At 46.8% G+C, this 25,206-nt stretch carries 19 protein-coding genes and 2 riboswitches; of the genes, 12 read left to right on the forward strand and 7 right to left on the reverse strand.

What is annotated here, in order from left to right; all coding sequences use genetic code 11:
- Positions 1 to 24 precede the first annotated feature (24 nt).
- A complete protein-coding gene (locus ABXR35_RS06865; protein WP_367057303.1) occupies positions 25 to 1,134 on the reverse strand; it encodes an RNA polymerase sigma factor in 1,110 nt (369 codons plus the stop codon).
- A 417-nt stretch (positions 1,135 to 1,551) separates the two neighbouring features.
- Between ABXR35_RS06865 and ABXR35_RS06870 the strand changes: the two genes are divergently transcribed.
- Positions 1,552 to 2,037, forward strand: coding sequence for a P-loop NTPase family protein (locus tag ABXR35_RS06870; protein ID WP_367057306.1), 486 nt, complete (start codon positions 1,552 to 1,554; stop codon positions 2,035 to 2,037).
- A 105-nt stretch (positions 2,038 to 2,142) separates the two neighbouring features.
- Here the strand turns inward: ABXR35_RS06870 and fabF are convergent, their stop codons facing one another.
- On the reverse strand, positions 2,143 to 3,381 hold the full coding sequence (fabF, locus tag ABXR35_RS06875; protein ID WP_367057309.1) for a beta-ketoacyl-ACP synthase II: 1,239 nt from the start codon (positions 3,379 to 3,381) through the stop codon (positions 2,143 to 2,145).
- A gap of 272 nt (positions 3,382 to 3,653) precedes the next feature.
- On the opposite strand from fabF, the gene ABXR35_RS06880 reads away from it, so the two are divergent.
- Both ABXR35_RS06880 and ABXR35_RS06885 read left to right on the forward strand, forming a co-directional pair.
- A complete protein-coding gene (locus tag ABXR35_RS06880) occupies positions 3,654 to 4,499 on the forward strand; it encodes a helix-turn-helix transcriptional regulator (protein ID WP_367057312.1) in 846 nt (281 codons plus the stop codon).
- Positions 4,500 to 4,682: 183 nt separating this feature from the next.
- Positions 4,683 to 5,549 carry an MBL fold metallo-hydrolase gene (locus tag ABXR35_RS06885; RefSeq protein WP_367057315.1) on the forward strand — a complete coding sequence of 289 codons (867 nt, stop codon included), beginning with the start codon at positions 4,683 to 4,685 and terminating at the stop codon, positions 5,547 to 5,549.
- 11 nt (positions 5,550 to 5,560) lie between these two features.
- Here the strand turns inward: ABXR35_RS06885 and ABXR35_RS06890 are convergent, their stop codons facing one another.
- Positions 5,561 to 6,145, reverse strand: coding sequence for a histidine phosphatase family protein (locus ABXR35_RS06890; RefSeq protein ID WP_367057318.1), 585 nt, complete (start codon positions 6,143 to 6,145; stop codon positions 5,561 to 5,563).
- 101 nt (positions 6,146 to 6,246) lie between these two features.
- Here ABXR35_RS06890 and ABXR35_RS06895 point away from each other — a divergent pair, with 101 nt between their 5' ends.
- The 7 genes from ABXR35_RS06895 to ABXR35_RS06925 all read left to right on the forward strand — a co-directional run bounded on the left by ABXR35_RS06895 (position 6,247) and on the right by ABXR35_RS06925 (position 16,196).
- Positions 6,247 to 6,450, forward strand: coding sequence for a DUF4177 domain-containing protein (locus tag ABXR35_RS06895; protein WP_367057321.1), 204 nt, complete (start codon positions 6,247 to 6,249; stop codon positions 6,448 to 6,450).
- Positions 6,451 to 6,556: 106 nt separating this feature from the next.
- Positions 6,557 to 8,104: an SMI1/KNR4 family protein gene (locus ABXR35_RS06900; RefSeq protein ID WP_367057324.1), complete on the forward strand. Its 1,548-nt coding sequence runs from the start codon at positions 6,557 to 6,559 to the stop codon at positions 8,102 to 8,104.
- Between the two features lie 387 nt (positions 8,105 to 8,491).
- Positions 8,492 to 8,692: riboswitch (cyclic di-AMP (ydaO/yuaA leader) on the forward strand.
- 84 nt (positions 8,693 to 8,776) lie between these two features.
- Positions 8,777 to 8,992: riboswitch (cyclic di-AMP (ydaO/yuaA leader) on the forward strand.
- A 285-nt stretch (positions 8,993 to 9,277) separates the two neighbouring features.
- Positions 9,278 to 9,358, forward strand: a complete 81-nt coding sequence (gene kdpF, locus ABXR35_RS06905; RefSeq protein WP_367061244.1) for a K(+)-transporting ATPase subunit F — start codon at positions 9,278 to 9,280, stop codon at positions 9,356 to 9,358.
- A 31-nt stretch (positions 9,359 to 9,389) separates the two neighbouring features.
- Positions 9,390 to 11,054: a potassium-transporting ATPase subunit KdpA gene (gene kdpA, locus ABXR35_RS06910; RefSeq protein WP_367061247.1), complete on the forward strand. Its 1,665-nt coding sequence runs from the start codon at positions 9,390 to 9,392 to the stop codon at positions 11,052 to 11,054.
- Positions 11,055 to 11,204: 150 nt separating this feature from the next.
- On the forward strand, positions 11,205 to 13,232 hold the full coding sequence (gene kdpB, locus ABXR35_RS06915) for a potassium-transporting ATPase subunit KdpB (RefSeq protein ID WP_367057327.1): 2,028 nt from the start codon (positions 11,205 to 11,207) through the stop codon (positions 13,230 to 13,232).
- Between the two features lie 46 nt (positions 13,233 to 13,278).
- On the forward strand, positions 13,279 to 13,860 hold the full coding sequence (gene kdpC / locus ABXR35_RS06920; protein ID WP_367057330.1) for a potassium-transporting ATPase subunit KdpC: 582 nt from the start codon (positions 13,279 to 13,281) through the stop codon (positions 13,858 to 13,860).
- Positions 13,857 to 16,196: a histidine kinase gene (locus tag ABXR35_RS06925; protein ID WP_367057333.1), complete on the forward strand. Its 2,340-nt coding sequence runs from the start codon at positions 13,857 to 13,859 to the stop codon at positions 16,194 to 16,196. Before kdpC ends, ABXR35_RS06925 begins: the two co-directional genes overlap by 4 nt.
- Positions 16,197 to 16,320: 124 nt before the next feature.
- On the opposite strand, the gene ABXR35_RS06930 is transcribed toward ABXR35_RS06925, so the two are convergent.
- Together ABXR35_RS06930 and ABXR35_RS06935 are read right to left on the reverse strand one after the other, a co-directional pair.
- Positions 16,321 to 17,259, reverse strand: coding sequence for a DUF4097 family beta strand repeat-containing protein (locus ABXR35_RS06930; RefSeq protein ID WP_367057336.1), 939 nt, complete (start codon positions 17,257 to 17,259; stop codon positions 16,321 to 16,323).
- Positions 17,260 to 17,456: 197 nt separating this feature from the next.
- Positions 17,457 to 18,602, reverse strand: a complete 1,146-nt coding sequence (locus ABXR35_RS06935) for a family 10 glycosylhydrolase (RefSeq protein ID WP_367057339.1) — start codon at positions 18,600 to 18,602, stop codon at positions 17,457 to 17,459.
- 755 nt (positions 18,603 to 19,357) lie between these two features.
- On the opposite strand from ABXR35_RS06935, the gene ABXR35_RS06940 reads away from it, so the two are divergent.
- Positions 19,358 to 20,455 (forward strand): hypothetical protein, encoded by a 1,098-nt coding sequence (locus ABXR35_RS06940; RefSeq protein WP_367057342.1) that lies wholly within the window; start codon positions 19,358 to 19,360, stop codon positions 20,453 to 20,455.
- Positions 20,456 to 20,659: 204 nt separating this feature from the next.
- Here the strand turns inward: ABXR35_RS06940 and ABXR35_RS06945 are convergent, their stop codons facing one another.
- Together ABXR35_RS06945 and thrS are read right to left on the reverse strand one after the other, a co-directional pair.
- Positions 20,660 to 20,992 (reverse strand): DUF3219 family protein, encoded by a 333-nt coding sequence (locus ABXR35_RS06945; RefSeq protein WP_367057345.1) that lies wholly within the window; start codon positions 20,990 to 20,992, stop codon positions 20,660 to 20,662.
- A gap of 308 nt (positions 20,993 to 21,300) precedes the next feature.
- Positions 21,301 to 23,220, reverse strand: coding sequence for a threonine--tRNA ligase (gene thrS, locus ABXR35_RS06950; protein WP_367057348.1), 1,920 nt, complete (start codon positions 23,218 to 23,220; stop codon positions 21,301 to 21,303).
- Positions 23,221 to 23,982: 762 nt separating this feature from the next.
- On the opposite strand from thrS, the gene ABXR35_RS06955 reads away from it, so the two are divergent.
- Positions 23,983 to 24,942, forward strand: coding sequence for a D-2-hydroxyacid dehydrogenase family protein (locus ABXR35_RS06955; RefSeq protein ID WP_367057351.1), 960 nt, complete (start codon positions 23,983 to 23,985; stop codon positions 24,940 to 24,942).
- Positions 24,943 to 25,206 lie beyond the last annotated feature (264 nt).

Genomic DNA, 25,206 nt, shown 5'->3' on the forward strand with positions numbered 1-25,206 from the left:
GACAGTCTCATCGCATGAACAAGTCTATGCAGAGTATCGATATTGCGAATAAGCATATCGCATCGACTCGAATCTACTCTTCATCGCTTGGGTGCGCATAGACGGAGTGACATTCGCACGCTTGTCAGACGGTGTACGTGTTAGTTGTCCAATCACAACGGGTGCTAATGCTGTTGGATCGGCAGCTGTGTTAAGAATAAGCTGGATCAGCTCATCCGTCTGTCCATTGCGAAAAGCAGCAAGATAATCGCGCAGCAATGAACTGTTTTGCGGATCGGTCTGTATATTTGCAGCAGAGAAGGCAGGTTTTTTGGAAGAGTGCTTGACCGCATCACTAGGATTATACTTCGCTGCATCAGTCGTAGGATGGAGCGCATTGTCTGTTTGCATTTCGGCGTTTTGTCGACACCGATCCAATGCGATACGCGCACGCTTGAGCGCGGATTTGACGGCTCCTTCGCTTGTATGCAGCCGGTGTGCCGTTTCCGCTGCTGTATAATTCAACAGCTCACGTAGCACATAGACAACATGCTGTAGCGGCGATAACACATTCAGCAATTGCTGAATAGCCAGTTCAGCTTCAAGCTGCTGCTGTGCGAGATTCCCCGTTTCCGTCTGCTCTAACGTTCCGCCTAGCCATTGCAATTTATGCTGCAATACCGTCTGCCGACGCCGATTATCCGTCCATAGGTTGCGTGCCATCCGAATGAGATACGCCTCCTGATACTGCGAAATATCGATACCTTCAGACGTTTGACGCTGCCAAGCGCGTAGTAAGGTATCCTGCACTAGATCCTGCGCATCCCATTCGGAACGCGTCAGACTCAGACAATAGCGATATAGCGGCTTGAGAGTACCGATCAGCGCATCATTTGTAGAGAACGATACGCTGGAAGGTATCGCTGCTGTGCTACTTTGATCATCCTTCGTATCGGACAGGCAAGAATGTGTATTCTGCTGATGGTTATAAGGTGAAACATGCTGATCGTGAGTCAAATGGGTGTGCTTCATCATCGAATGATGTTCAAAATCGGAATGTTCATAACATGAAGAAGATGGAAGCTGCTCTTGCGCATGTTGCTGATGCGCCCATCTATCACTGCGATCAATGACTACGGAGTTCACAAAGGCCATATAGGGGGCCCTCCTTTGTTGATTCCGGTTACGGAATAATGAGTTAGTTGCATCATAGCACGTTCAGCCGGCTGATATCCTGTAAACGAATGAACATTAAAAAAGGATACGCCTATTTACCGATTCATACGAAATATTTTCAGCTCGTCTATTTGTAAACCCATTGTTGATCAATTATCGTTCTTCGCGCATATTTCCCTCTCCATACTGGTTCTGGTAGTATGATAACAGATGCGATGACGATCTGTTGATCGTATGTAAGCGGCGAGCTGTTGCATGCTTGCTTCGGACGGGTTAATGATAGAATAAGAACTTTTATTGCAGCACACATATAACTACTACACATGCCTATATCTACCACGATTCGATATGGTGCAGGCGCTACGGACAAACGCGCTGAATGAGGAGGTCGTCGTCATGCCATCGCCCAAAAGAATACATATTGTCGGCGCACCTGGAAGCGGCAAAACGGAGCTGGCGATTCGTTTATCGGATAAGCTGGGAATTCCATTTTACTCGCTGGAATCACTGTTATGGACACGGGACGGCAGGCGTAGACGCCGCAATACCCCAGCAGTGCGTCAGCGGCTATTAATGGACATCATGGCACAGGAAGCATGGATTGTGGAAGGGAATTTGATGGAATGGCTTATTCCGAGCTTTGCTTTGGCAGACCAGATCATTTTCCTCACACCATCTCCATTTGTGCGTGATGGTCGCATGCTGCAACGCTTTTTGAGACAAAAGATTGGAACCGATCCAGATCGGGAACGAATCAATGTGTTGGAATTGATGGATCGGTTGTACTGGAATCATCGATTTGAACGCGAATCCAAGCCAGCTATTTTAAAAGTAGCGGAGCCGTACAAGCATAAGCTGGTCGTTACCCGACAGGTGGATTGATTGCAACCAACTGATATTATCTATCAACTCCATACTATGTATACCTGCAAAAACAAGCGTAACGGTATGAATGGATTCATACCGTCTTTCGCCATGTCTATAGAATTATTGCTCAAATTTTTTGAGCACAATAACAGCATTATGACCGCCAAAGCCGAACGAATTGGATAGTCCAATCTTCAGATCCGCTTGTCTTGCTGTATTCGGCACATAATCAAGATCACATTGTTCATCTGGGTGTTCCAGATTGATGGTTGGCGTAATCAGTCCATGCTGTAGCATCTGCACAAGCGCGATCGCTTCGGCGCCGCCTGCTGCACCGAGCATATGCCCAGTAATCGACTTGTTAGCAGTAACCGGAATAGTATGAGCGCGCTCGCCGAACAGCTCCTTGATCGCCTTTGTTTCCGAAATATCGCCAACAGATGTGCTGGTCGCATGCGCACTAATTACATCCACATCGTCGGTAGTGATACCGGCATTTTTCAATGCTTGCCGCATCGCTTGTACAGCGCCCCGACCTTCTGGATGAGTCGCTACCATATGGTACGCATCCGAGCTAGCACCGTAACCGATCACCTCGGCATAGATATTCGCTTGCCGTGCCTGTGCATGACGAAGCGATTCCAGCACGACAATACCAGCGCCCTCTGCCATGACAAAGCCATCTCGCTCTGCATCAAACGGTCGACTAGCGGCGGCTGGATCATCGTTTCGCTGTGATAAAGCTGTCGCATTGCTAAAGCCAGCAAGCGATACTTCGTTGATCGCTGCTTCCGCGCCACCGGCGATCACCACATCTGCATCACCAGAACGGATCAGTCGCAATCCTTCGCCGATTGCTGTATTGCCGATAGAGCAGGCAGTGACAGGACAGAGCGTTGGTCCCCAGCTGCCTAGCCGAATGCTGATCGTGGCGGCAGCGCTGTTGGCGATCATCACTGGTACAAGCAGCGGACTAATACGCTCCGGTCCACGCTTCAACAGCGTCGTCTGCTGCTCAATCAGCGTATCAATACCGCCGATGCCAGAGCCGACATACACGGCTACCCGCTCACGGTCCACCTGTTCCATATCTAGCCCTGCATCCTGAACAGCCTGTTCAGCTGCTGCGACTGCAAATTTGGCAAACCGATCCATCCGACGTGCTTCCTTACGCCCGAATAATGCCTCTGCGTCAAAGTCCCGTACAATACCTGCAAACTTCGTTTTAAACCGCTCAGTATCAAACGCATCAATGGCAGAGATACCAGATTGTCCGTTACTTAGCGCCTGCCAGAATGTATCTACATCGTTTCCAATCGGAGAAATAACCCCCATGCCTGTAATAACTACCCGTTCCATCCTGCTTCCTCCTTATATATCTGTACATATTGTTGAAAAGTAATAGCGTTAGCTCAACTGCTGCGTTTCTTGCATAGGTATAGCGTGATGAAATGGTAGTGTGTACTGCGTAAGCCGCTTCATTTCATCCTAAACTTGTTCTGTTTATGATATAATCATGCCATCTAACATATCCTAGTACAAGTTATCGTTTATACGGGTATAATTTGTAACAGGCTAACAGGCTAACAGGCTAACAGGCTAACAGGCTAATGGCTGGAAAGGGAGTAGCTATGAATCAGCAGGCAAGACTACATGCGTTATCCGATTTTCTAAAGGCAAGGCGTGCACGAATCACCCCGCAGTCAGTTGGGCTGAATGCGGGCTTACGGCGGCGTACACCCGGATTGCGCAGGGAAGAAGTGGCACAGCTCGCTGGAGTGAGTACAACGTGGTATACATGGCTAGAGCAGGGCAGAGACATTCAGGCATCTGCTTCGGTGCTGGAAAATATAGCGGCGGCACTGCAATTGACCAACGATGAACGCAAATATTTATTTTCACTCGCCATGGATAAAAGCACTAGTATCGTGCCTGCATTGGAAGAGATTCCGCAGATCAGTCCGTCGCTAGCGAAGATTCTAGAGCAGCTGCGATATTGTCCAGCGATCATCTCCGATCGGCATTGCAATATCGTTGGCTGGAACGAAGCGGCACGGCATGTCTTTCTTGATTTTGAACAGGTGCCGGAGGCGCAGCGGAATATGATCAGTCTGTTGTTTGAACGTAAGGAATTTCGCCGTTTGGCGGTCAATTGGAAGGATTTTGCTGGTGATTTTCTGTCCATTTTCCGAGCGTATTATGGGCAGTATGTGGATGATGAATGGTATGAACGCTTTTTGGAAACGATGAAGGAAACGTATCCCGATTTCAATCCACTGTGGGAGGAGAGTAAGGTGAGTTCCGCACCGCAGGTAGTGCTGGAATTTCGTCATGCCCGTGGTGGCAAAATGCTGTTTGAGCTAAGCTCGTTCATCGTGCAGGGCGATAGCGATCTGCGTTGCAGCATCTATACGCCGGTACAAGATTCAGCAACCGAGGTCAAGCTCATGGCGCTAATGGAGCGGGCGAGAGAGTAGATCATCCAGTAGATCATTCGCGATGTAGAAGTGACGTTTGGGTCATCGCTGATCCGTGTAGTACAATAGAGAGATGCAAATGAACATCTTCATGATGGATATGCACGACTATCACAAGCAAGGTGAAGAAATCATGACCGTGTAATCGCTGGTCGATACTCACCGGAACAGGAGCTACAACGTATGCAGATTATGCAGCATCTATCCTCGCATATTCATTATCTTACCCCATATCAGGAAACGGATCGTCCCATTTTGGCGGCGATTACAGGTACCAAATCAACACTGCTGGTGGATGCAGGCAATTCGTCTGCCCATATTCAATATTTTATTGATCAGCTGGTGAAAATGGATGTTTCCCCGCGTTGTCTAGTGCTGACCCACTGGCACTGGGATCATGTCTTTGGCATGAATCAGGCGAATACAACAATCATTGCCCAGACGATGACCACCGCAGAAATTAAAAAGATGCAGCGATTGAAATGGAATGACGAAGCGCTGGATCAGCGGGTAGCAGAGGGAAGCGAGATTGCGTTTTGCGCCGATGCGATCAAGAAGGAACATGTAGAGACGCGTGATATTCTGCTGCCTACACCAGATATTACATTTGAACGCAGACTAGAGATGGATCTCGGTCGTGTGCATTGTATCATTGAGCATGTTGGCGGCGATCATTCCGCTGATTCGACCACCGTTTATGTAAAAGAAGATAAAGTACTATTCCTCGGCGATTGTATCTATCCGAATATTCATGTAACGCCGAACGAATATACAGCAGAACATACCTTGCCGCTCATTCAGGCATTACGTCAGTTTGACGTGGATACTGCGATTCGTTCGCATCACGCTGAAACATGGGATGGCGAGACGTTCCACCAGCAGCTGGATTTGTTAGAAACGATTGCTTTACTCGTGCGAGATGATGATAACGATGAAGCCTTTATTATTCAGCAGCTGCAATCCAAGCTAGAGCGAGAGCTGAATGAAGAAGAATTGGAGACGATTGAGCTATTTATCAACGGACGAAACCGTCAGCAGCAAAACGGCTGATTACGTGCGGCTCATTTGCCTTTTTGCCGCAGAATCTGCCGTCGTACTGCTTCGGCTTCACTATCGCGGAACAGATGCAGCTTGCCATTCTCGACCATGCGCATGCGTGGACCGGTAAAGCCTCGTTTGATCAGCTGCTTGCGCATATACAGCATAAGCGCCCAGTGGCTGACGATTAGAATATGCTCTGCGTTAGAAGCCAGAATCACATCTAGTGCGCGGTCAATACGTGCATTGGCTTCCGCGACCATACGCTTGTACCGTCTGCTCAGTAGCGGCGCAATGCGGGCGAAGGCAGCCCAGCCGATAAAGGGAAAGCGTAGCTCCGTATTAAAGGTGGGTGGGGTAATCTCGCGCAGCTCCGGCATAATCACAATCTCACCGCCATAAATAAACTGCGCCGTCTTGATCGCGCGCGGCAAATCGCTGGCAAAGCAGATTTCCCAGTTTAATCCGCGTAGATCAGTGGTGCCCATTTCGATCTCGGCTACATCATATTCCTCGAGCCATGTTACCAGCTCGCTGACGGTAACCATCTGGCGGATCGGAAACTCCTTATTCACTTTAAAATGTCGGACAAGTCCAATAGTCTTCATCAGGGGTCGTGTGTAACTCCTTATTCGTAATGTGCTACAATAATGATTATACCCATTTCCGATGGGAACCGTATAATTGCTTCAGAAAGGAAGATCATAACATGAGTCAGTGGGAATACAAAACGATAAAATTAGAACCAGGTGGTTTTCTCGGCGGCAAAGTCGATATGGACGAGCTGCAAGGAACGCTGAACGATCTCGGCTTTGACGGCTGGGAGCTGGTATCGTCCTTTGATACCACCATATCGCAGGGCAGTTCGCGCGAGGTCATTCTGATCTTCAAGCGCAGTGCACTGCTAGATTAACTCTCGATAACGGTTACATAACCATATGCAACCTATTGAAACGTTTACGATTGAACTTGAGAACCGCGTTTGGCAATGACAAACGCCATACAGAGGAGGCAATCGCATGATCGGAACATGGATGGAAGAGATCAAGTCCATTTTACGTACCGAATTAAGCAGCCTGGAAGACTTTCTGCTGCCACCTGCCGGTGATGTGGAAATTGCTCAAGTGGAGCAGGCTATGAATCTCTCATTTCCAGAAGAGTTGAAGCAGCTATATCATACCCATAACGGTGAGTCTCGCAACGGTCCGGGCTTGTTTTTTGGACTGCAATTTCTGAGTTTGGACGAGATGCTCAGCGAGTGGAAAATCTGGTCTGATTTGCAGGAAGAATATGCAGATCTGGGCGATCATTACTCTATTCCGTCGGGCTGGGTGAAGGAGCAGTATATTAACCGGAATTGGATTCCTTTTTGTCATGATGGTGGAGGGAATCATCTGGGGATCGATCTGGACCCTGATGAAAATGGAGTTATCGGTCAGGTGATTAACTTCGGACGCGATGAGGAAACGAAGTTTGTCATTGCTCGTCACCTTGGTGAATTTATCCATTTCATGCGGGATACGGTGCGGGAAGGCAATTACACAGTAGAGCAAGAGGAAGGCATGGGCTACTGGATGTACGGTCGTAACGATCAGGCACGATTGCTACGGGACGCCCAGCAGTTTGCGCTCGGTGATGTGTTGTCAGCGTCAAAGATTCCGGCGTCAAACACTGATTTTGCGGCCTGGATGGGACGTCTATCCCAGCCATGGCAAGAATTGATTCGGCAGCAAAATGCTACGCCTGAGGAATTTGTTCGCCAATACCAGATTTTTCTGATCAACGAGAATCTAAGCGATCTAAGCGGCTTGGAACGTTGCAGCGAGGTGCGCGAACTGAGCCTGTCACGCAACCAGATTATGGATGTACAGCCGCTTGTAAATTGTAGCGAATTGAAAAAGCTGTATTTGCTAAACAATCCGATTCACGATCTGACGCCATTATCCAATCTGAAGTATTTGCATAGCTTGAACATTGCGGGCACATCAGTAACCGATCTAACGCCACTTGCCACTCTGTCAAGGCTGACAAAGCTATCTTGTAATGATACGCCGATAGAGGATTATCGTCCGCTATTGAAGATAAAGACATTAACTACGTTGACAATTTCAGCACCTTCACATAAGGCGGCTCAGGTGATTAGCGATATGCAGCAATTGCGTCATCTGACAATTCATGATGCACATACATGGCAGCCTCAGGATTGGGAGATGATTGGCACACTGCCTTTATTATCGTTAACCGTTAATGGCGGAACATGGGACAATGCCGATCATTTACGTGCATTCGAGCAATTGCAGGAATTAACCTTTCAACATTTGTATTTGCAGGATGCTTCTGCACTTGCAGACCTTCGCTCTTTGCAAAAGTTAAGTCTGCTGGATAATAGCGATATTTCTCAGTTAGAATCGATTACGCGGTCAACGACGTTGCGTAGCTTTACAGGCAGCTTTGCACAATTCGATCAGATTAAGGACGGTTTTAGTCAGCTGGTTGACTTCTCTAGTCTGACAGGCGATCTCACCAATGAACAGTTTGAAATCTGGTCCAACTATAATCGGCGCTAATTGCCAATATACCTACCGGAGCGCATGGTGCTCCGGTTTTTTGATATGCAGACCGATAGATCATAGTATATAGATAGGCATCCAATCGATATTGAAAATAATGACATATCTTTTTTCAGTCAGTTGCGAAAACATTGCGTGGCACAATGAAACAAAATGTAAAAAGTGAGTAAATGGGAGTAAAGCAGAGAAAAAAGTAGCTTGCGACAGGTAGCAATTTACTAAACTTTTAAAAATCAAACTTGTGGTCAAAAAGGGCTTTTTTTGCCTTTTTGATCTGCTTTACTCTTTCGCGCGACAGGCGTAATATACATTTCAGGATTTAGAGATTCACCGGTAACGGGAATCATTTTTGTTCAGAATGAACCATAGCATCACAATGTTTCTTGTTCTTTATTGCTGAGTTTCCGGTTATGCCGGAAAACGGGGGAACCAATTGTCAGGATGATCGGAGGTGTGAGAGCCGCCGACAGACTGCATGGGGTGAATCGCTTAGCACCGGTAACCATGGGACCGGCGCTGGGCGTAGGGCGACTCTCACCGCCCGAATCCGACAGCTAACCTCGTAAGCGGAAGTCGAGAGAGGAGTGTGGAACTTGTGCCGACACGACACAGGGTAAACAAAGCTCTGTGTTTTATTGTGCGCTTTTTGGGAATATTCTGAACCTTGTACAATCAATTACGCTTAATTTCCGATATGTGGACAGCCATTCATCAACTGTCCGCCGGAAAGCGGGGGAACCAATCGTCACGCTGTACAAAAGCTGATACTGCTTAGGCAACGGCTTTGCACAGCATGGACATGGGGTGAATTCCGGGATGACCGGAACGGGCAATCTTCCAGCCCGAACCCGACAGCTAACCTCGTCAGCGAATCAGGGAGAACTTATATCCGGCTTGAACCGGCGAAGGGATTGCAGGCATCCGATGATGTCTGTACGAGTTTCGTGCGGTCAATAGGGGAAGCCCGGTGAAAAGTTCCATTTTACCGAGGCTTCTTTTTTTATGCCCAAATTCGGGATAACACCATTTGACATGTAATTAATTTGGATTGAAGGAGTTACGTATCATGCTGGATTTGATCATGATTGTGTTGGTATTACTCATTGCATTCGCGCTTGGAGGACTGGGAGAATGGTCGTCCAGAGTGATCGGGGAAAGAGGGAAGGAACAATGACCTGGTTATTATGGATTATCATTGCAGGCGTACTGTTATATCTATGTTATGCCCTGATCTATCCCGAGAAATTCTAAACCGAAACCAACAGAAGAGAGTGGAGTGAGTATGTTAGCATACATCGGAGTTGCCGTTACCTTATTAATCGCGCTGTTACTGGCTCGTCCTATGGGCTTGTATATGGCTCGTGTATTTGATTATAAAACAGGGCGTCTGGATCGCTGGTTCGGACCACTGGAAAAACTGATTTTCAAAATCGGCGGTATTCGTCAGAGCAATCAAACGTGGAAGCAATACGCCGCAGCGCTCTTGGTCAGCAATACTATCATGCTGCTAATCGTGTATATCATTTTCCGATTACAGGATAAGCTACCGCTGAATCCTGCTGGTATCGCGGCGATGAGCCCGGATCTAGCATTTAATACAGCGATCAGCTTTATGACCAATACAAATTTACAGCATTATAGCGGTGAAAGCGGTTTGTCGCTGTTCTCGCAAATGACATCCATTATCTTCATGATGTTCGTCTCACCAGCTACTGGTATTGCTGTAGCCATCGCCTTTATTCGCGGTCTGGCAGGCAAGCCACTCGGTAACTTTTTCGTCGATCTGACACGGGCGATTACACGCATTTTGCTGCCACTAGCAATTGTGGCTGCACTGGTGTTTATCAGTCTGGGTGTACCGCAAACGATGCATACTTCCGTGACAGCAACGACCATACAGGGCGCACAGCAGGAGATTGGCATGGGACCGATCGGTAGTTTCCTAGCGATCAAGGAGTTAGGTAATAACGGCGGCGGTTTCTTCGGAGCCAACTCAGCGCATCCTTTTGAGAATCCGAATGGACTGAGTAATATGCTGCAAATGCTGCTGATGCTGCTTGTACCAACGTCATTGCCATTTACGTATGGACGCATGGTAAACAATCTGAAGCAGGGTCGCGTATTATTCGTATCCATGGCGATGATGTTTGTTGTTATGCTGAGCGTATCGCTGTATGCGGAGCATCAAGGCAATCCGCTGATCAATCAACTGGGATTGCAGCAAAGTGCAGGCTCCATGGAAGGAAAAGAAGTACGATTTGGCGTAGAGCAATCCTCGCTCTATTCTGTCGTAACGACCGCTTCTGAAACGGGAGCAATCAATACGATGCACGATACACTGACACCGATTGGTGGAATGATAACAATCAGCAATATGATGCTGAATACCGTGTTTGGTGGTTCTGGGGTCGGTATGATGAACGTGCTGATGTATGCGATCATCTCGGTCTTCCTATCCGGTCTGATGGTAGGACGTACACCGGAATTCCTCGGTCGTAAGATTGAAGGAAAAGAGATGAAGCTGATTGCGGTCACATTGCTCATTCAGCCGCTGCTTATTTTGGCACCGACAGCATTGGCATTGACCTACTATCCAGATACAATCTCCAATCCGGGTTTCCACGGACTGACCCAAGCCCTGTACGAATTCACATCCTCTGCGGCTAACAACGGATCAGGGTTCGAGGGATTGGGCGATAATACACTATTCTGGAATATTTCAACCGGTGCGGTCATGTTTATTGCGCGCTTCTTCTCTATGGTAACGCTGCTTGCTGTTGCTGGTTCGTTGCTCGCCAAAACACCAGTTCCCGAAAGCAGTGGTACGCTGCGCACCGATCAGGCATTGTTTGGTGGCGTGTTCATCGTAATCGTAGTACTGGTTGGCGCATTGACGTTCTTCCCAGCCCTCGTACTGGGACCGATTGCGGAACAGTTAACGTTGTAACCTATCGTAGGTTTACCATGATGCCACATCGAACAAGCGATCATGTAAAATCGCTAATGGCGTAGGCACACGCATTGATATAATGATACGTCCATATTCAAGCACGTCCATATAATAGAAATAAGTGACAATCAGGTGGAGGAATCAGCAATGAAAAATCAAGCTTCCGTGATGAACCGGGAACTGATAACCAAAGCATTACAGCAGTCGTTTGTGAAATTAAACCCACTGCTTATGATTAAAAATCCGGTCATGTTCGTCGTTGAAGTCGGGCTGGTGATCAGCATTTTGCTGATCTTCGCTCCAAACGCATTTGGCGAATCGGTATCGACCGGTTTCAATATTACCGTTTCTCTGATTCTGCTGCTGACCATATTGTTCGCCAACTTTGCCGAAGCACTGGCAGAAGGACGGGGTAAGGCACAAGCCGATTCACTCAAAAAAACAAAAAAAGAAATCACTGCCCATAAAGTAGACGGTGACCGCATCATCGAAGTTCCGTCCACCGAGCTGCGCAAAGGCGATATTGTCAAAGTCACACAGGGCGAAATGATTCCCGGCGACGGGGAAGTAATCAAAGGTCTAGCATCGGTCGATGAATCTGCTATTACAGGTGAATCTGCGCCAGTAATCAAGGAAGCCGGCGGCGACTTTAGCGCTGTTACTGGTGGTACGATGGTTATCAGTGACGAAATTATTGTTCGCATCAGCAGTGATCCGGGTGAATCGTTTATGGATCGTATGATTAGTCTGGTCGAAGGCGCGGAACGTCAGAAAACGCCGAATGAGATTGCGCTCAATACTGTACTGATCAGTCTCACCATTATCTTCATGATGGTTGTTGTTACATTGCCTTTCATGGGCAAATATCTTGGTATCAATCTAGCTGTACCTGTATTGATCTCCTTGCTGGTCTGTCTGATTCCAACCACCATCGGTGGTCTGCTCTCCGCCATCGGGATTGCCGGAATGGACAGGGTTACTCGCTTCAACGTATTGGCAATGTCCGGTAAAGCCGTAGAAGCATCCGGTGACATCAATACCATTATTCTTGATAAAACCGGTACAATTACTTACGGGAACCGCATGGCGAGTGAATTCGTTCCAACCGACGGTCATACTGCCGAGGAAGTTGGACAATGGGCAGCGATCAGCTCTGCCTACGATGAGACACCAGAAGGACGTTCCGTACTGGAATTGATGAAAAAGCAAGGCTGGACATTTGATCAGGATGCACCGATTGGTGCTGAGGTGATTGAGTTCAGAGCCGAAACTCGTATGAGTGGTCTGGATTTGAAAAATGGACATAAAGTACGTAAAGGTGCTGTCGATGCGGTGCGCAACTGGGTAACGGCACAGGGCGGAACCATTCCACCATCGCTGCAAGCGAGCAATGACAAAATCGCGTCTGCTGGTGGTACGCCGCTCGCTGTTGCGGTCGATAACGAAATTTACGGATTGATTTATTTAAAAGATACCGTCAAAGCGGGCATGCGCGAGCGTTTTGAGCAGATGCGCAGCATGGGGATCAAAACGATCATGTGTACCGGGGATAACCCACTGACCGCAGCAACTATCGCTCGCGAAGCAGGGGTTGACGATTATATCGCTGAAAGTACACCGGAAGATAAAATCGCTGTTATTCGCCGTGAACAAGCGCTAGGCAAGCTAGTCGCCATGACTGGTGATGGTACGAACGATGCGCCAGCACTGGCACAAGCAGACGTAGGGATTGCCATGAACAGTGGTACAGTGGCAGCGAAAGAAGCAGCGAATATGATTGACCTTGACTCTGATCCATCGAAGATTATCGAAGTGGTTGCGATTGGGAAACAGCTGCTTATGACTCGTGGTAGTCTGACGACCTTCAGTATCGCCAATGACGTTGCCAAATATTTTGCCATTATTCCAGCGATGTTCATGGTCGCTATTCCACAAATGCAGCTGTTGAACGTGATGAATCTACATTCACCAGCTTCGGCGATCTTGTCGGCGCTGATCTTCAATGCGATCATTATTCCGATTCTGATTCCGCTGGCGATGAAAGGGGTCGCTTATAAACCGATGAGTTCTACCCGACTGCTACGTCGCAATCTATTAATGTACGGAGTGGGCGGGGTTATCGTACCGTTTATCGGGATCAAGCTGATCGACCTTATTGTTCAGTGGTTCGTCTAACTCTGATCCTATCCAGCTAACCCCAATTCGAGAGGAAGAATATATCGTGAAAAATGTATGGATAAGTCTGAGAACAACGGCGGTCTTTTTCCTAATCTGCTGTGTCGGTTACCAATTGATCGTGACTGGAATTGCCAGTGTCGCTCTGCCCAAGCAGGCGGCAGGCAGTCTCATATACAACAAAGAGAATCAGGTGGTCGGTTCGGAATTGATCGGACAGTCGTTTACCGATCCACAATATTTCCAAGGGCGTGTGTCTAGTGTGGAATACAATGCTAACGGTTCCGGTTCATCCAACCTTGCGCCCTCTAACCCGGATCTGATCAAACGGATGCAGGAGTCTATCACCACTTGGAAGCAGCAAAATCCGAATGTACCTGTTTCCCAGCTGCCAATGGATCTGATTACTAACTCTGGCTCCGGTCTGGACCCAGATATTACACCACAAGCGGCACAGGCGCAGATTCCGCGCATTAGCAAGCTAACTGGTGTATCCGAGCAACAGCTGCAAAGTTTGATTGCCCAAAACACGACTTCGCCGCAACTGGGCATCTTCGGTGAACCTGCTGTTAATGTACTGAAGATGAATATGGCACTGCAACAATTACGAGCAGGTTCAGGGTCATGAGTACCTTCCGGCGCAAAACGCCTGAAGAATTGCTACACATGATCTCCAAGCTCAAACAAGGAAAATTAAAAATCTATATCGGAGCCGTTAGCGGCTCCGGTAAAACCTATCATATGCTGCGTGAAGGCCAACTGCTCAAACAGGAAGGTCTTGACGTGGCATTATGTGCTGTCTCGACCTTACAGCGTCCAGAAACCGTGCAGCAGCTAGGCGATCTGAAGCGCATTCCAAGTATTCACTGGATGAAGACGGACAAATCTGGACATCCCATCGAGCAAAAGGATTTGAATCTGGATGCGATTATTGAGCGCAATCCTGAAGTGCTGCTGGTCGATCATCTGGCACATCGCAATCGTCCTGATGCGCAGCATGAAACCCGCTGGGAGGATATCCAGTTTTTGTTGCAGCGCGGAATTAGCGTGATGGTAACAGTCAATGTCTACGAGCTGGAGGGAGCAGCACAGCTGGCACGTCATTATATCGGACGCGAGGTCGATTGTACGGTGCCAGAGGATGTATTGGTTCAGGCGGATGAAGTGCGTCTGATCGATGTGACGCCTGAGGTTATTTTACAGCGCTATTCTGCCGGGCATCTGTTAGGTAGCACGGATAGTGATTATTTTGAAAAGGGAAATCTATCGGTGCTGCGCGAGTTAGCACTGCGTACCGTAGCCGAGGGCGTCGGCGGTACATTGGAAAAGCATCGTGCAGAGCAGGGTTTGAGTGGACCGACCGGTACGACCGAGCGTATTATGGTGCTAGTGCAGTATCATTGGAACGGGTCTATCTATATACGGCGTGGACAGCAGATTGCCCGACGTCTGAGCGGTGATCTGCTGGTCGTTTCCTTTCGCAATCGCGGTGTAAAGCCGACCAATGAAGAGCGTACATTTCGGCGTGCCTTCCGCGATCTGACGGATCAGGTAGGTGGCGTATTTGAAGAGATTCTGATCGGCTCACGCTTTGATCTATCTCGGCAAATGGTGCAATTTGCCCGTCAGCATCAGGTTACACGTATTGTACTTGGTCATTCTCGGCAAAAGCGCTGGCAGGAGCTGATCAACAGTTCGGTCGTCAACGGATTGCTGCTGCATACGCGGCATATTGATATTTTCCTGATGGCAGATCGCGCGGAGCAGGAGGGAGAGCGTATATTGCCTGCACGTACCGCTGCTGTCAAAAAGCCGGAAAATTATCGGCGTCTGCCCTCTGAGGAGATCAAGCGTCAGATTGAGCATATTCAGCGCGGTACATTCAAAGTGTATGTGGGCGCGGCGCCGGGTGTAGGCAAGACGTATACAATGCTGCGCGAGGGCAAGGAGCTGATGCGTCAGGGAATCGACGTGGTGATTGGTCTACTAGAAACGCATGGACGCAAGGAAACCGCCGAACAGGCAGAGACGCTTCCCTTACTGCCGCGTCAGCAGATTCCATATGGTGAGCGGATGCTAGAGGAAATGGATGTGGATGGCATCATTCGCCGCAATCCAGAGGTAGTGCTAGTCGACGAACTAGCACATAGTAACGTACCCGGCAGTCGTAATAGTAAGCGCTATGAGGATATTCGCGAATTGCTAGATGCAGGCATTGCTGTCATTTCCACTGTTAACATTCAGCATCTAGAAAGTTTGAATGATGCAGTAGAGCAGATTACTGGTATTCGCGTACGGGAAACGGTGCCGGATTATATTTTGCATCTGGCAGATGAAGTGGAGTTGATTGATGTTACGCCGCAAACGTTACGTCAACGACTGAGTGAGGGCAAAATCTATGCCGCTACTAAGGTGGAACAATCGCTAAACAACTTTTTCAAGCTGGGTAATCTGATTGCGCTGCGCGAGCTGGCGTTACGCGAAGTGGCGGATGATGTGGACGAGCGGTTGGAATCATGGGAGCGAAGTGCATCGCTACGTGGACCGTGGCGACGGGAAGAAGTGATCTTTGTCGGGGTAAAACTGGATCATGAAGCGGAACGATTGATCCGACGCGGATTCCGCACTGCCTATCGGTTAAAAGCAAAACTGATCGTCACCTATATCCATACTGGCACAGAGCAGTCCATGACCGAGGAACAGCAGATCAAAGCCGATAAATTCGATAAATTGACTCGGCGACTAGGCGGGCAATTTGAAGTACAATATCGTCCGCAATGTTCAAGCATGAAGCAGCTGGCACGCTATATCAATGAAGAAGCAGTACGACATGAAGCGACCCAGATGCTACTTGGACAGTCCAGCACACCACGCTGGAAGCGCTGGGGACGCGAATCCATTTTGAAAAAGGTATTGCGCGAATCGCGAAATATGGATGTATTGGTCGTAGCCGACAGGGAGTAATGCTCCTATACGGCTACGACTTTTTCTTTTATCTAGTTACCTATGCTATCTAGCTATTGTTTTATCTGTATAAGGATTTCCTGCTGTTTAGATCTATTGTCTACAAGATTCCCACTTAGTTGGCTTAGGAGCCAACAGCAATATTTCCTGATGTGGAGCGAAGCTGTATGGAGCTATTGCTGCTTCGATTGGGCTGTGGCACAGTAACAGTGCCGGATTCTGATTGTGCATCATATCCATTGGAGGTAGCCGGAGGGTCGACAAGTTGAATATCACCGGAATCGGTTGTAATCTCTAACGGATGACTGGTAGGCTGCTTGTTCCGATTGTCTGAGAGATTGGTCTGATGAATCACAATATCGCCAGATTCTGATTGAAGACGAGCAGAACCATTCAACTGCTGTATATCGAGTTTGCCTGATCCAGCGGTAGATGTTAGCTGACCTTGTACAGAACCAAGCTTCATATCGCCCGAACCGGATTGTATATCCAGCGATGAGCCTTTCCATTCCTGAATGATCATATCGCCAGACGATGTTTTTAATGTCGCATTGCCATTCAGTTGCTCCGCTTTGATTCGTCCCGATACGGATTGCACGGTGATCTGTTTTGCTTGTATATGATTCAGATTCGTCTGTGCAGAAATGAGATGAAAGTCGGCGCTGTCTAGACTATCTGGGTTGGCGAGCTGTACGGTAATATGCTGTACATGCGGCGACAGCTTAGGTGTAGTCAGCTGCCACGGCTTGCGCTGCATATTCATCTCGATCTGTAGGGAGCCGTGTTGTACATTGGTTTGTTGCAATGTATCACGAATGGCTGCGGTGACTTCGCCTTCCAGCACGATATGATCCTGCTGGTCAGGGCTATCGGTAAACTGCACAGCAATCTCATAACCAGATTGAATCGTCAAATGCTTGATTGCGCCGCTATTGGCTTGCCATTGTCGAGTATACTGTTGGTTTGCTGGTGGACCGCCCAGCTGCAAAGCATTCACGACCCATACGCCTGCTATAATAAGCAGCAGTACAGGTGCAAGTATGTAAATCCATATCTTTCGCATTTTGACCTCCTGCAGTGTATATGGGTTAGATCATCGTAACATTCTCATTTTGCGAAAGCAAAAGAGCCAAACAAAAAAAACGATCCATGCCTGATATGCAGACATGGATCGTTTGAGTAAAGCAGCGGGTATGAAGCATTCCTGTTCCTGTCTCTGTTTATCAGGAAAGGATCATTTATAGTAGCACAGAATTGATATTAGTAGTTCAGACGTGTGCCGATGTTGTTGAGCATTGCTTCAGTGAATTCACCAGTTGCTACATAGTTTACAGTCGTGATACTCGATTGTGTACTGTGCAGACCGTTGTAAATTTGAATGGAGGCATCATTAGTCAAACCTGCGCTCAGAGCTGGGACAATCGTTTGTTTGGTATCGGCAGTATCACCAGCTTGCGCTTGGCTGATTACGCCGTCTTTGCTGTATACCCAGTCAATATTGCGACCCAGCTGTTGGTAATCAGCAACGGGAGTGATGAAGTTTACGGAAGAGCTATAAGCCGCTACATTTGGAGTGGTACCATCTGTGTTGCTTACATTGCTGTATACGCCAACTGTCAGATCTGGTTTGATGGTTTTGATGTCTGTGCTTACTTCTTTGATGTAATTAGCCAGTTGATCGGATTTCCATTGCGTCCATTGAGCAATTTTGGAGTTGCTGGAGCTTTTCGTGAAATCGATTTTTTTCGGATCAACATTGTTGGTGCTACGGAACTGGTTGATAGTTGTTGTATTCATATCCACACGGTTTGTATCAAAATCCAGACCGCTCAGTACAACGCCATCTACGTTATAGTTGGTAACAACTTCTTTCACGATAGAACGCTCGTAGTTTTGCACATCGGTATCAAACGGATTCACATAGTAGCTGCTACCGTTTTTACCAGTATAAGTGGAGATATTGCCTTTATCGTCAACCGTGCGCATTTGCCAAGAGGAGTTCACGCCGATGGCTGCTTTGTCTTGGAATTGTGGAACCCAAGCTTGTACTTTGATGCCATATTCATGCGCTTTTTCGATCATCGCTGCCAGAGCGTCGAATTCTGTATAACCCTCAGCTTCTGGAGCGATTTTGCTATCGTAGAAGGCATAACCGGAAGAGCCATTCACATCGCTATCCTGTTTCACACTCATATTGATGACAGATACGTGATTGCGTGCTGCTCGTATAACAAATGAGTTCACATCATCAGCATTTTTGAAATTAGCTTCGGTTTGAACAGTAACTTCCGTCGCAAGTGGAGTCGTTGTCGCAACGGCATCCGCAGCATGAACGGTAGACGCTTGCCATGGCATAATAGTCAGAGCCAGTAAAGCGGCAGATAGGGAATAAGCTAGTTTTTTCATAATTAATCTCGGTCCTTTCGTTATGGAAACATGATGTATAAGGGTGCAAAGCCTAAAAAAATATACGTTCTTACTTTTTACAACTGTATCATTATAATATGAATAGATAATGAACGGTAGCGACAGCAGAGCGTGTAACATGAAGCTAACAGAAGCAAAACGGACGAAAGGTTGGATACCTTACATATTTGCTAGCAATCAACTTAATTTTAAAGGATTTTGCACTGTTATATTAGGTATACTATATATTACGTAAGCTAAGCAAAAAAAGTTGCATTTATTTTTAGGATTTTGTGAAAAAAGTGAATTTATTTTGAGAATTGACGTCGTAGAAGCGAAAGACAATCATTGGTTTACAAAAATAGTGGTCCTATCACCGCTTTATTGCGTATAAAAAGAAAAGAGAGGCGGGCGGAATTTTAACTTGCCAACTTTTCGTGGTAAGGTAGAGAAGTCTCTTTGTGTGGAGAAATCTCTTTATATAGATATTACCCGTTTTATAGGTAATGTATAAAAGAATGAAGAGATCGCAACAACTTTTTATGCTGGTTTGCGTTTAACCACATAGAGACCGAATGATAACGGGATGAGTAAGCATCTTTGGCTTGAGCTAAGCGACTGTCTGTTTACGATCAAAAGGACAGTCCATCATCGCTGCATACATAAAGACAGACAGTGATATACCGGAATTTCACCTGTTATTGGGCAACTATCATTTCTTAATCTTAATTTGACGAACAGAAAGGAACGACATCATGAAGACATTCAAAACACTACTCTCTCTCGGACTGCTCGTGACTTCATTTACACCGACACTGGCAGCACATGCGGAAGCAACAACCACACCACAGGCAAACGTTCAGACAACACAGGCAGCAACGAACTCCACTAATAATGCTTCCACATCGCAATCGGCAGGGCAGGAGCAGCCGTCCATCAATTCACAATTTTTTGCCAAACAAAAAGCGGCAGTACTGCGTGATCTGGCTGGCAGCGAGCCAGTGACGACAGCGGGAACCGATGATCAAAGCGCAACCACGACAAGCGCTCAATTGAAAAAAGCCGATTATACGTATATGACCGTAACAGGAGAAGTCTACAGCTCTCAGCGTGGTTATCTTGGTTCAGCGAAAAAAGATGACGAGGTAGATAATACGCGCAGTGCTACTCAATTCGATCCGAACAACCCTATTTCCGTTAAAGAAGTAAATGGTGGTACAACGGGCGCTTTTGAGCGTCGCCAGTTGGATTTTGAAGGATTTGATAGCATCAACTCCGATATTACACTGCCAACTGTAAGCGGATTGGGTGAAGGGGAGCAGCCGTGGGTGTATTATGGTTTTGATTCGCAAAGCGGAAATGCGATTGAAGCAGGATACTCCTATCAAACGGGTACGCATCGCTGGTTACCTTATATCCGTTCCAATGGATTTTACTACGGGGATTCTACCGTACAGAAGTACGATACGAATCAGATCAAAAATGTGAAATTCTATCTGGCGAAAACAGTCAGCTCGGATACGTATTATAGCGCTTATTTTGTCGTTGATAATACACAGATTCTGATTGCACCTACCAAATGGACAGATAGCGATACGAACTCGACGTCAGTTAAACGCGTAACTTCCATCGCAAAAAAAGCCTTTGATGGCAACAATATTCAAGGTCGCACCATGAATCAGCGTTATGAGAATGTACAGGTATCCCGCTTTAATGAGGAGCAGGCTTACCCATGGAGCCAATATACCGAATATACCGAAAATCGCAATGGGCGCTGGTATGGGACACTTGATAACTCGCCTAAATATGTACATCGCGACTGGATTAATTCTTCCATTTACAGCGATAATTAAAATTGCTAACTGTTAACATAAAAAAACACCGTTTCCTTCTATATAAATAAGGAAACGGTGTTTTTTGTATGAGAGTGAGAGGAATAGAGGATTGCTATATTGACTTTAAATAGGTGTTGTATATCGAATTGACGCTTCTACTCTCAAAATAGACTTTGTATCTCTGAATAGACTGTATACCTTCAAATAAACGCCATGAACAATTTAAATTTTTACACTTAGCGCTACTTGAAGTAATTCCAGATGCACGTCCACGGTATCTTCTTCATTCTCAAGCTTCGGTACTGAGGTGAAATAGCTGTGTACGGTCGCCTGAAACTCTAATTGTTTGCCAGGTACTTGCACATTCACAACAGATTCATACAGCGCTGAAGTAATATCGTGATACTCTTGCTGACCAGTAATCACAAAATCGAAAATGATCAGCGTGCGACCTGTACCGCCGTCTGAATCATGTAACTGATCTTCCCTGTAGTTCAAGCCTTCAATTTGCAAATCCGAGATCTGGATCAAAGTTGATGATTCGGAAGTTGACATGGAATATCATCCTTTCTCATGGTGAGGATAGCGAGGAGAGGTTTCTACATATAGAGAAGACTCTATATATAGAAGGAAAGCAGTCAGCAATCTATGCAATCATCATTCACAACGATTCACCGCTGCTTGCCGAACCGGATAGTGTGGTTACCCTCTCATCGCAATAACTGTTTGTATCTCCCGTTAACCTAATTGTACGCTATTCAATCAGCACTCATCCAATCTTCAGACGATGGAGAGGGTGATTTGAAGATCATGGCTGAACATAATGGTATAGTAAGTGTAGGAATAACATAGAGCAGAAGAGACTATTTCTTCTCTTGAATCTCTTGCTGTACAGCGGCAATCCATTCATTGACACCCACTGGCTGCTGCTCAGTTTCATTATATCGACGCACATTCACTTGACCGGATTGCTGTTCTTTTTCGCCAACGACAAGAATGTAGGGAATCTTTTCTTGCTGTGCCTGACGCATTTTGTAGCCTAACTTGTTGCTGGACAAGTCAGCTTGTACACGAATGCCAGCCGCCGATAGCATCTGTTTTACCTCATGCGCATAGTCTGCATAATGAGGGGAGACTGGCAATACTTTTGCCTGAATCGGAGCAAGCCACAATGGAAATGCACCTGCATAATGCTCAGTCAGAATGCCGAGAAAGCGGTCAATGGATCCGTATACCGCACGATGAATAACGACCGGACGATGCTTCATGCTATCTTCACCGATATAAGAGAGGTCGAATTTCTCCGGCATTTGAAAATCCAGTTGAATGGTACCGCATTGCCAGCTCCGTTTTAGCGCATCTAGCACATGGAAGTCGATCTTCGGTCCATAAAAGGCACCGTCCCCTTCATTCAGTCGATACGCTACTCCGCGCCGCTCCAGCACATTACGCAGCGCCTGCTCTGCCTGTTGCCACAATTCCTCCGAACCCATAGAGTCTTCGGGACGAGTGGACAATTCCACCTCATAATCAAAGCCAAATACCGCATACATCTCGTCGATCAGATCCATGGCACGTCCGATCTCATCCTCAATCTGTTCTGGCAATACATACAAATGCGCATCGTCCTGACAAAATGTCCGCACCCGCATCAGCCCATTCAATGCCCCGGAAAATTCATGCCGATGCACCTGACCAAACTCCATCATCCGCATCGGAAGATCGCGGTACGAACGTAATTCATTTTTATAAATCAACATATGCCCCGGGCAGTTCATCGGCTTGAGTGCGAAGCTTTCCTGATCGACTTCGGAAAAATACATATTGTCCTTGTAATGATCCCAGTGACCGGATTGCTCCCACAGCTCCCGATTCATCATAAACGGAGTACGCACTTCCTCATATCCACGGCGAAGCTGAATATCGCGTGAGAACGATTCTAGCTGTGTACGCAGCGCCATACCTGCTGGCAAATAAAAGGGCATGCCCGGTGCTTCTTCCGAAAACATAAACAATTTTAGCTCTCGACCCAGCTTACGATGATCCCGCCGACGTGCTTCTTGCAGCCATTGTAGATGCTCATCCAACTGCGCCTTGTGCGGAAACACAACGCCATATATCCGCTGTAACACAGTATTGTTAGCATCGCCACGCCAGTATGCTCCAGCGACGCTCATTAATTGAAAATGCTGCAATTTGCCTGTCGATGGTAAATGTGGTCCGCGATCCAAATCGCTGAATGCACCCTGCTCGTAGATGGCAAAATCATCATCCTGCTGATTATCCTCAATCATTTGCAGTTTATAGGATTCGCCACGTTCACGGAAAAAGTGAAGTGCCTCCTCACGGTTCAGTACACGGCGGCGGATAGGAAGCTGCTGTGCTGCAATACGTCGCATTTGCTTTTCGATAGCGGCAAAATCATGCTCAGACAAGGGCTGTTCCAATTCAAAATCATAATAAAATCCTTGCTCTACCGATAGCCCAATCCCCAGCTTAACTTGCTGCTCACCATACAACTGCTTGACCGCTTGAGCGAGGATATGAGCAGCACTCACTTGATAAATTGGCAATGCAGCTTCATCGTCATCTGTAACAATTTCCAATCTGCTGTCTTCCAGCACTGGTGTTTGCAGATCGACGAGCTGTCCATTCAGCCAGCCTGCAATAGCGCTTTTTCCTAAGGAAGATTGGATCGCAGCGGCAATGTCGTGTATCGAAGCACCACGTTCCACCTGACGTACCGATCCGTTTGGCAATTCTACTTTGATTGGATATAACATAGTGAAAACCTCCCAATGATTTCAATGATGAAAGCGCAAAAAAGCACTCAATCCCAGCAGGGACGAGTGCGCTTAGCTCGTGGTTCCACCCTTGTTCGATCTGTTTCTGTCATGACATGGACAATGATATAGCTATTGCATTCATGTGTGCATGAAATCAGATCCTCATTGGCATCCGTTAACGAGGATGAATCGGTAACACCTAGACATATGCAGCGGACAGCGACAGGTGATGTGGCTCGATTAAACCGTCCGGCACATGTTCGGCATTACAGCTACAGAGTGGTAATTCCTCAACCGTCGACTGGAGAAGCTCTCAGCAATCGCTTCTCTCTCTGGACAGCGCATGAAGGGAATCCTGTCTCCGGTCATCGCCAAAATGTGTTATTGGTTCTCGATTATAGGAGTCGTTTGGAAAAAGGTCAAGAGGGGAAGTGGAATTTATTTTTTGCGAGTGATGTAGATGGGAAGAGAAAAGCCTTGAAATATATGACGTAAAAAAGACGGAATTGGAATGTCCATATAGTTACATAGGTGAGAAAATATATGCATTCATAGTAAAGACAGAAAGCAAACCAACAGTTACAATAAATTACAACATCAATCCATTCGATTCAAAAAGATGCAGGACGGCAGATGAGTATTTGATTATGATATAGATTATATTAATGAAACGCTAACAGAAACGAATGGATATGGTCCTGCTGCTACAGAATAATACATTCGCATGCTCGACATAATCAGAATAGGAGAGGAAGCTGAATGACACTTCATTGCGCTATTTTAGATGACTATCAAAATGTTGCTTTTTCGCTCGCAGATTGGTCGGTGCTGGATGAGCAGGTGGAAGTCCGAAACTACACACATTATTTTCAATCAGAGGATGAACTGGTTCAAGCGGTAGAGGATTGCGAGATTCTGGTCATCATGCGTGAACGAACCAAATTTCCAGCAGAAGTATTAAAGCGTCTACCTTCTCTCAAGCTTCTAGTGACAACAGGGATGCGCAATGCGTCTGTTGATGTGCAGGCAGCACAAAAGCTAGGCATAACCGTTTGCGGCACAGGTGGCAAAGGGGCAGCACCAACCGAGTTAACATGGGCGCTCATTCTCGGCATTACCCGCCATCTGGTAGAGGAAAATCACGCATTCCGTCAGGGTGGTGCATGGCAGAGTACCATCGGCATCGGTCTTCAAGGCAAAATGCTTGGTCTGATCGGACTGGGCAAAATCGGTAAAGGGATGGCTGCCATTGCACAAGCGATGGGCATGTCTGTACTGTCATGGAGTCCCAACCTGACTGCTGAGCGTGCTCAAGAGGCTGGCGTAACACTCGCCAATTCGCTGCATGAATTGCTACGCCAAAGTGATATTGTGTCTGTTCATATGGTGCTGAGTGAGAAGACTCAACATCTCATCGGCAAACCAGAGCTGGAACAGATGAAGTCAACCGCTTATCTGATCAATACCTCACGTGCAGGGCTGGTTGACCAGCAAGCGATGATCGAAGCATTGCAGCAGCAAACCATTGCTGGCGCGGGATTGGATGTGTTTGACGAGGAACCTTTGCCGCTGGATCATGTGCTTCGTACATTGCCCAATGTATTGGCAACACCGCATATCGGTTATGTATCGGATGATAATTACAAGGCATTTTATGGGGATGCGCTAGAGGATATTGTCCAGTTTCTACAAGGATCGCCAATCCGTGAACTGAAGTGATCAAATAATACCTCTGATAATTAAAGTGAACAAGAATATAGGAAATACAAAGCATAAATATATTGTGCATCTGCATATCCATATATCCGCGTGGGGGTATGGGACTTTATGAATACATCTCATGAGAATTCAATCTATTAAAATTAAAAAAACACTACATGAAAAATTCATAATAGTAATAGAAAAATGAATAAATCTTGCTGCTACGAAGTATTACATCCTTTTGATTGTATCTATCTACGATCCAAGGTACAAAACGTAAAT

The organism is Paenibacillus sp. JQZ6Y-1 (genome assembly GCF_040719145.1).
Lineage (GTDB): Bacteria > Bacillota > Bacilli > Paenibacillales > Paenibacillaceae > Saccharibacillus > Saccharibacillus kandeliae.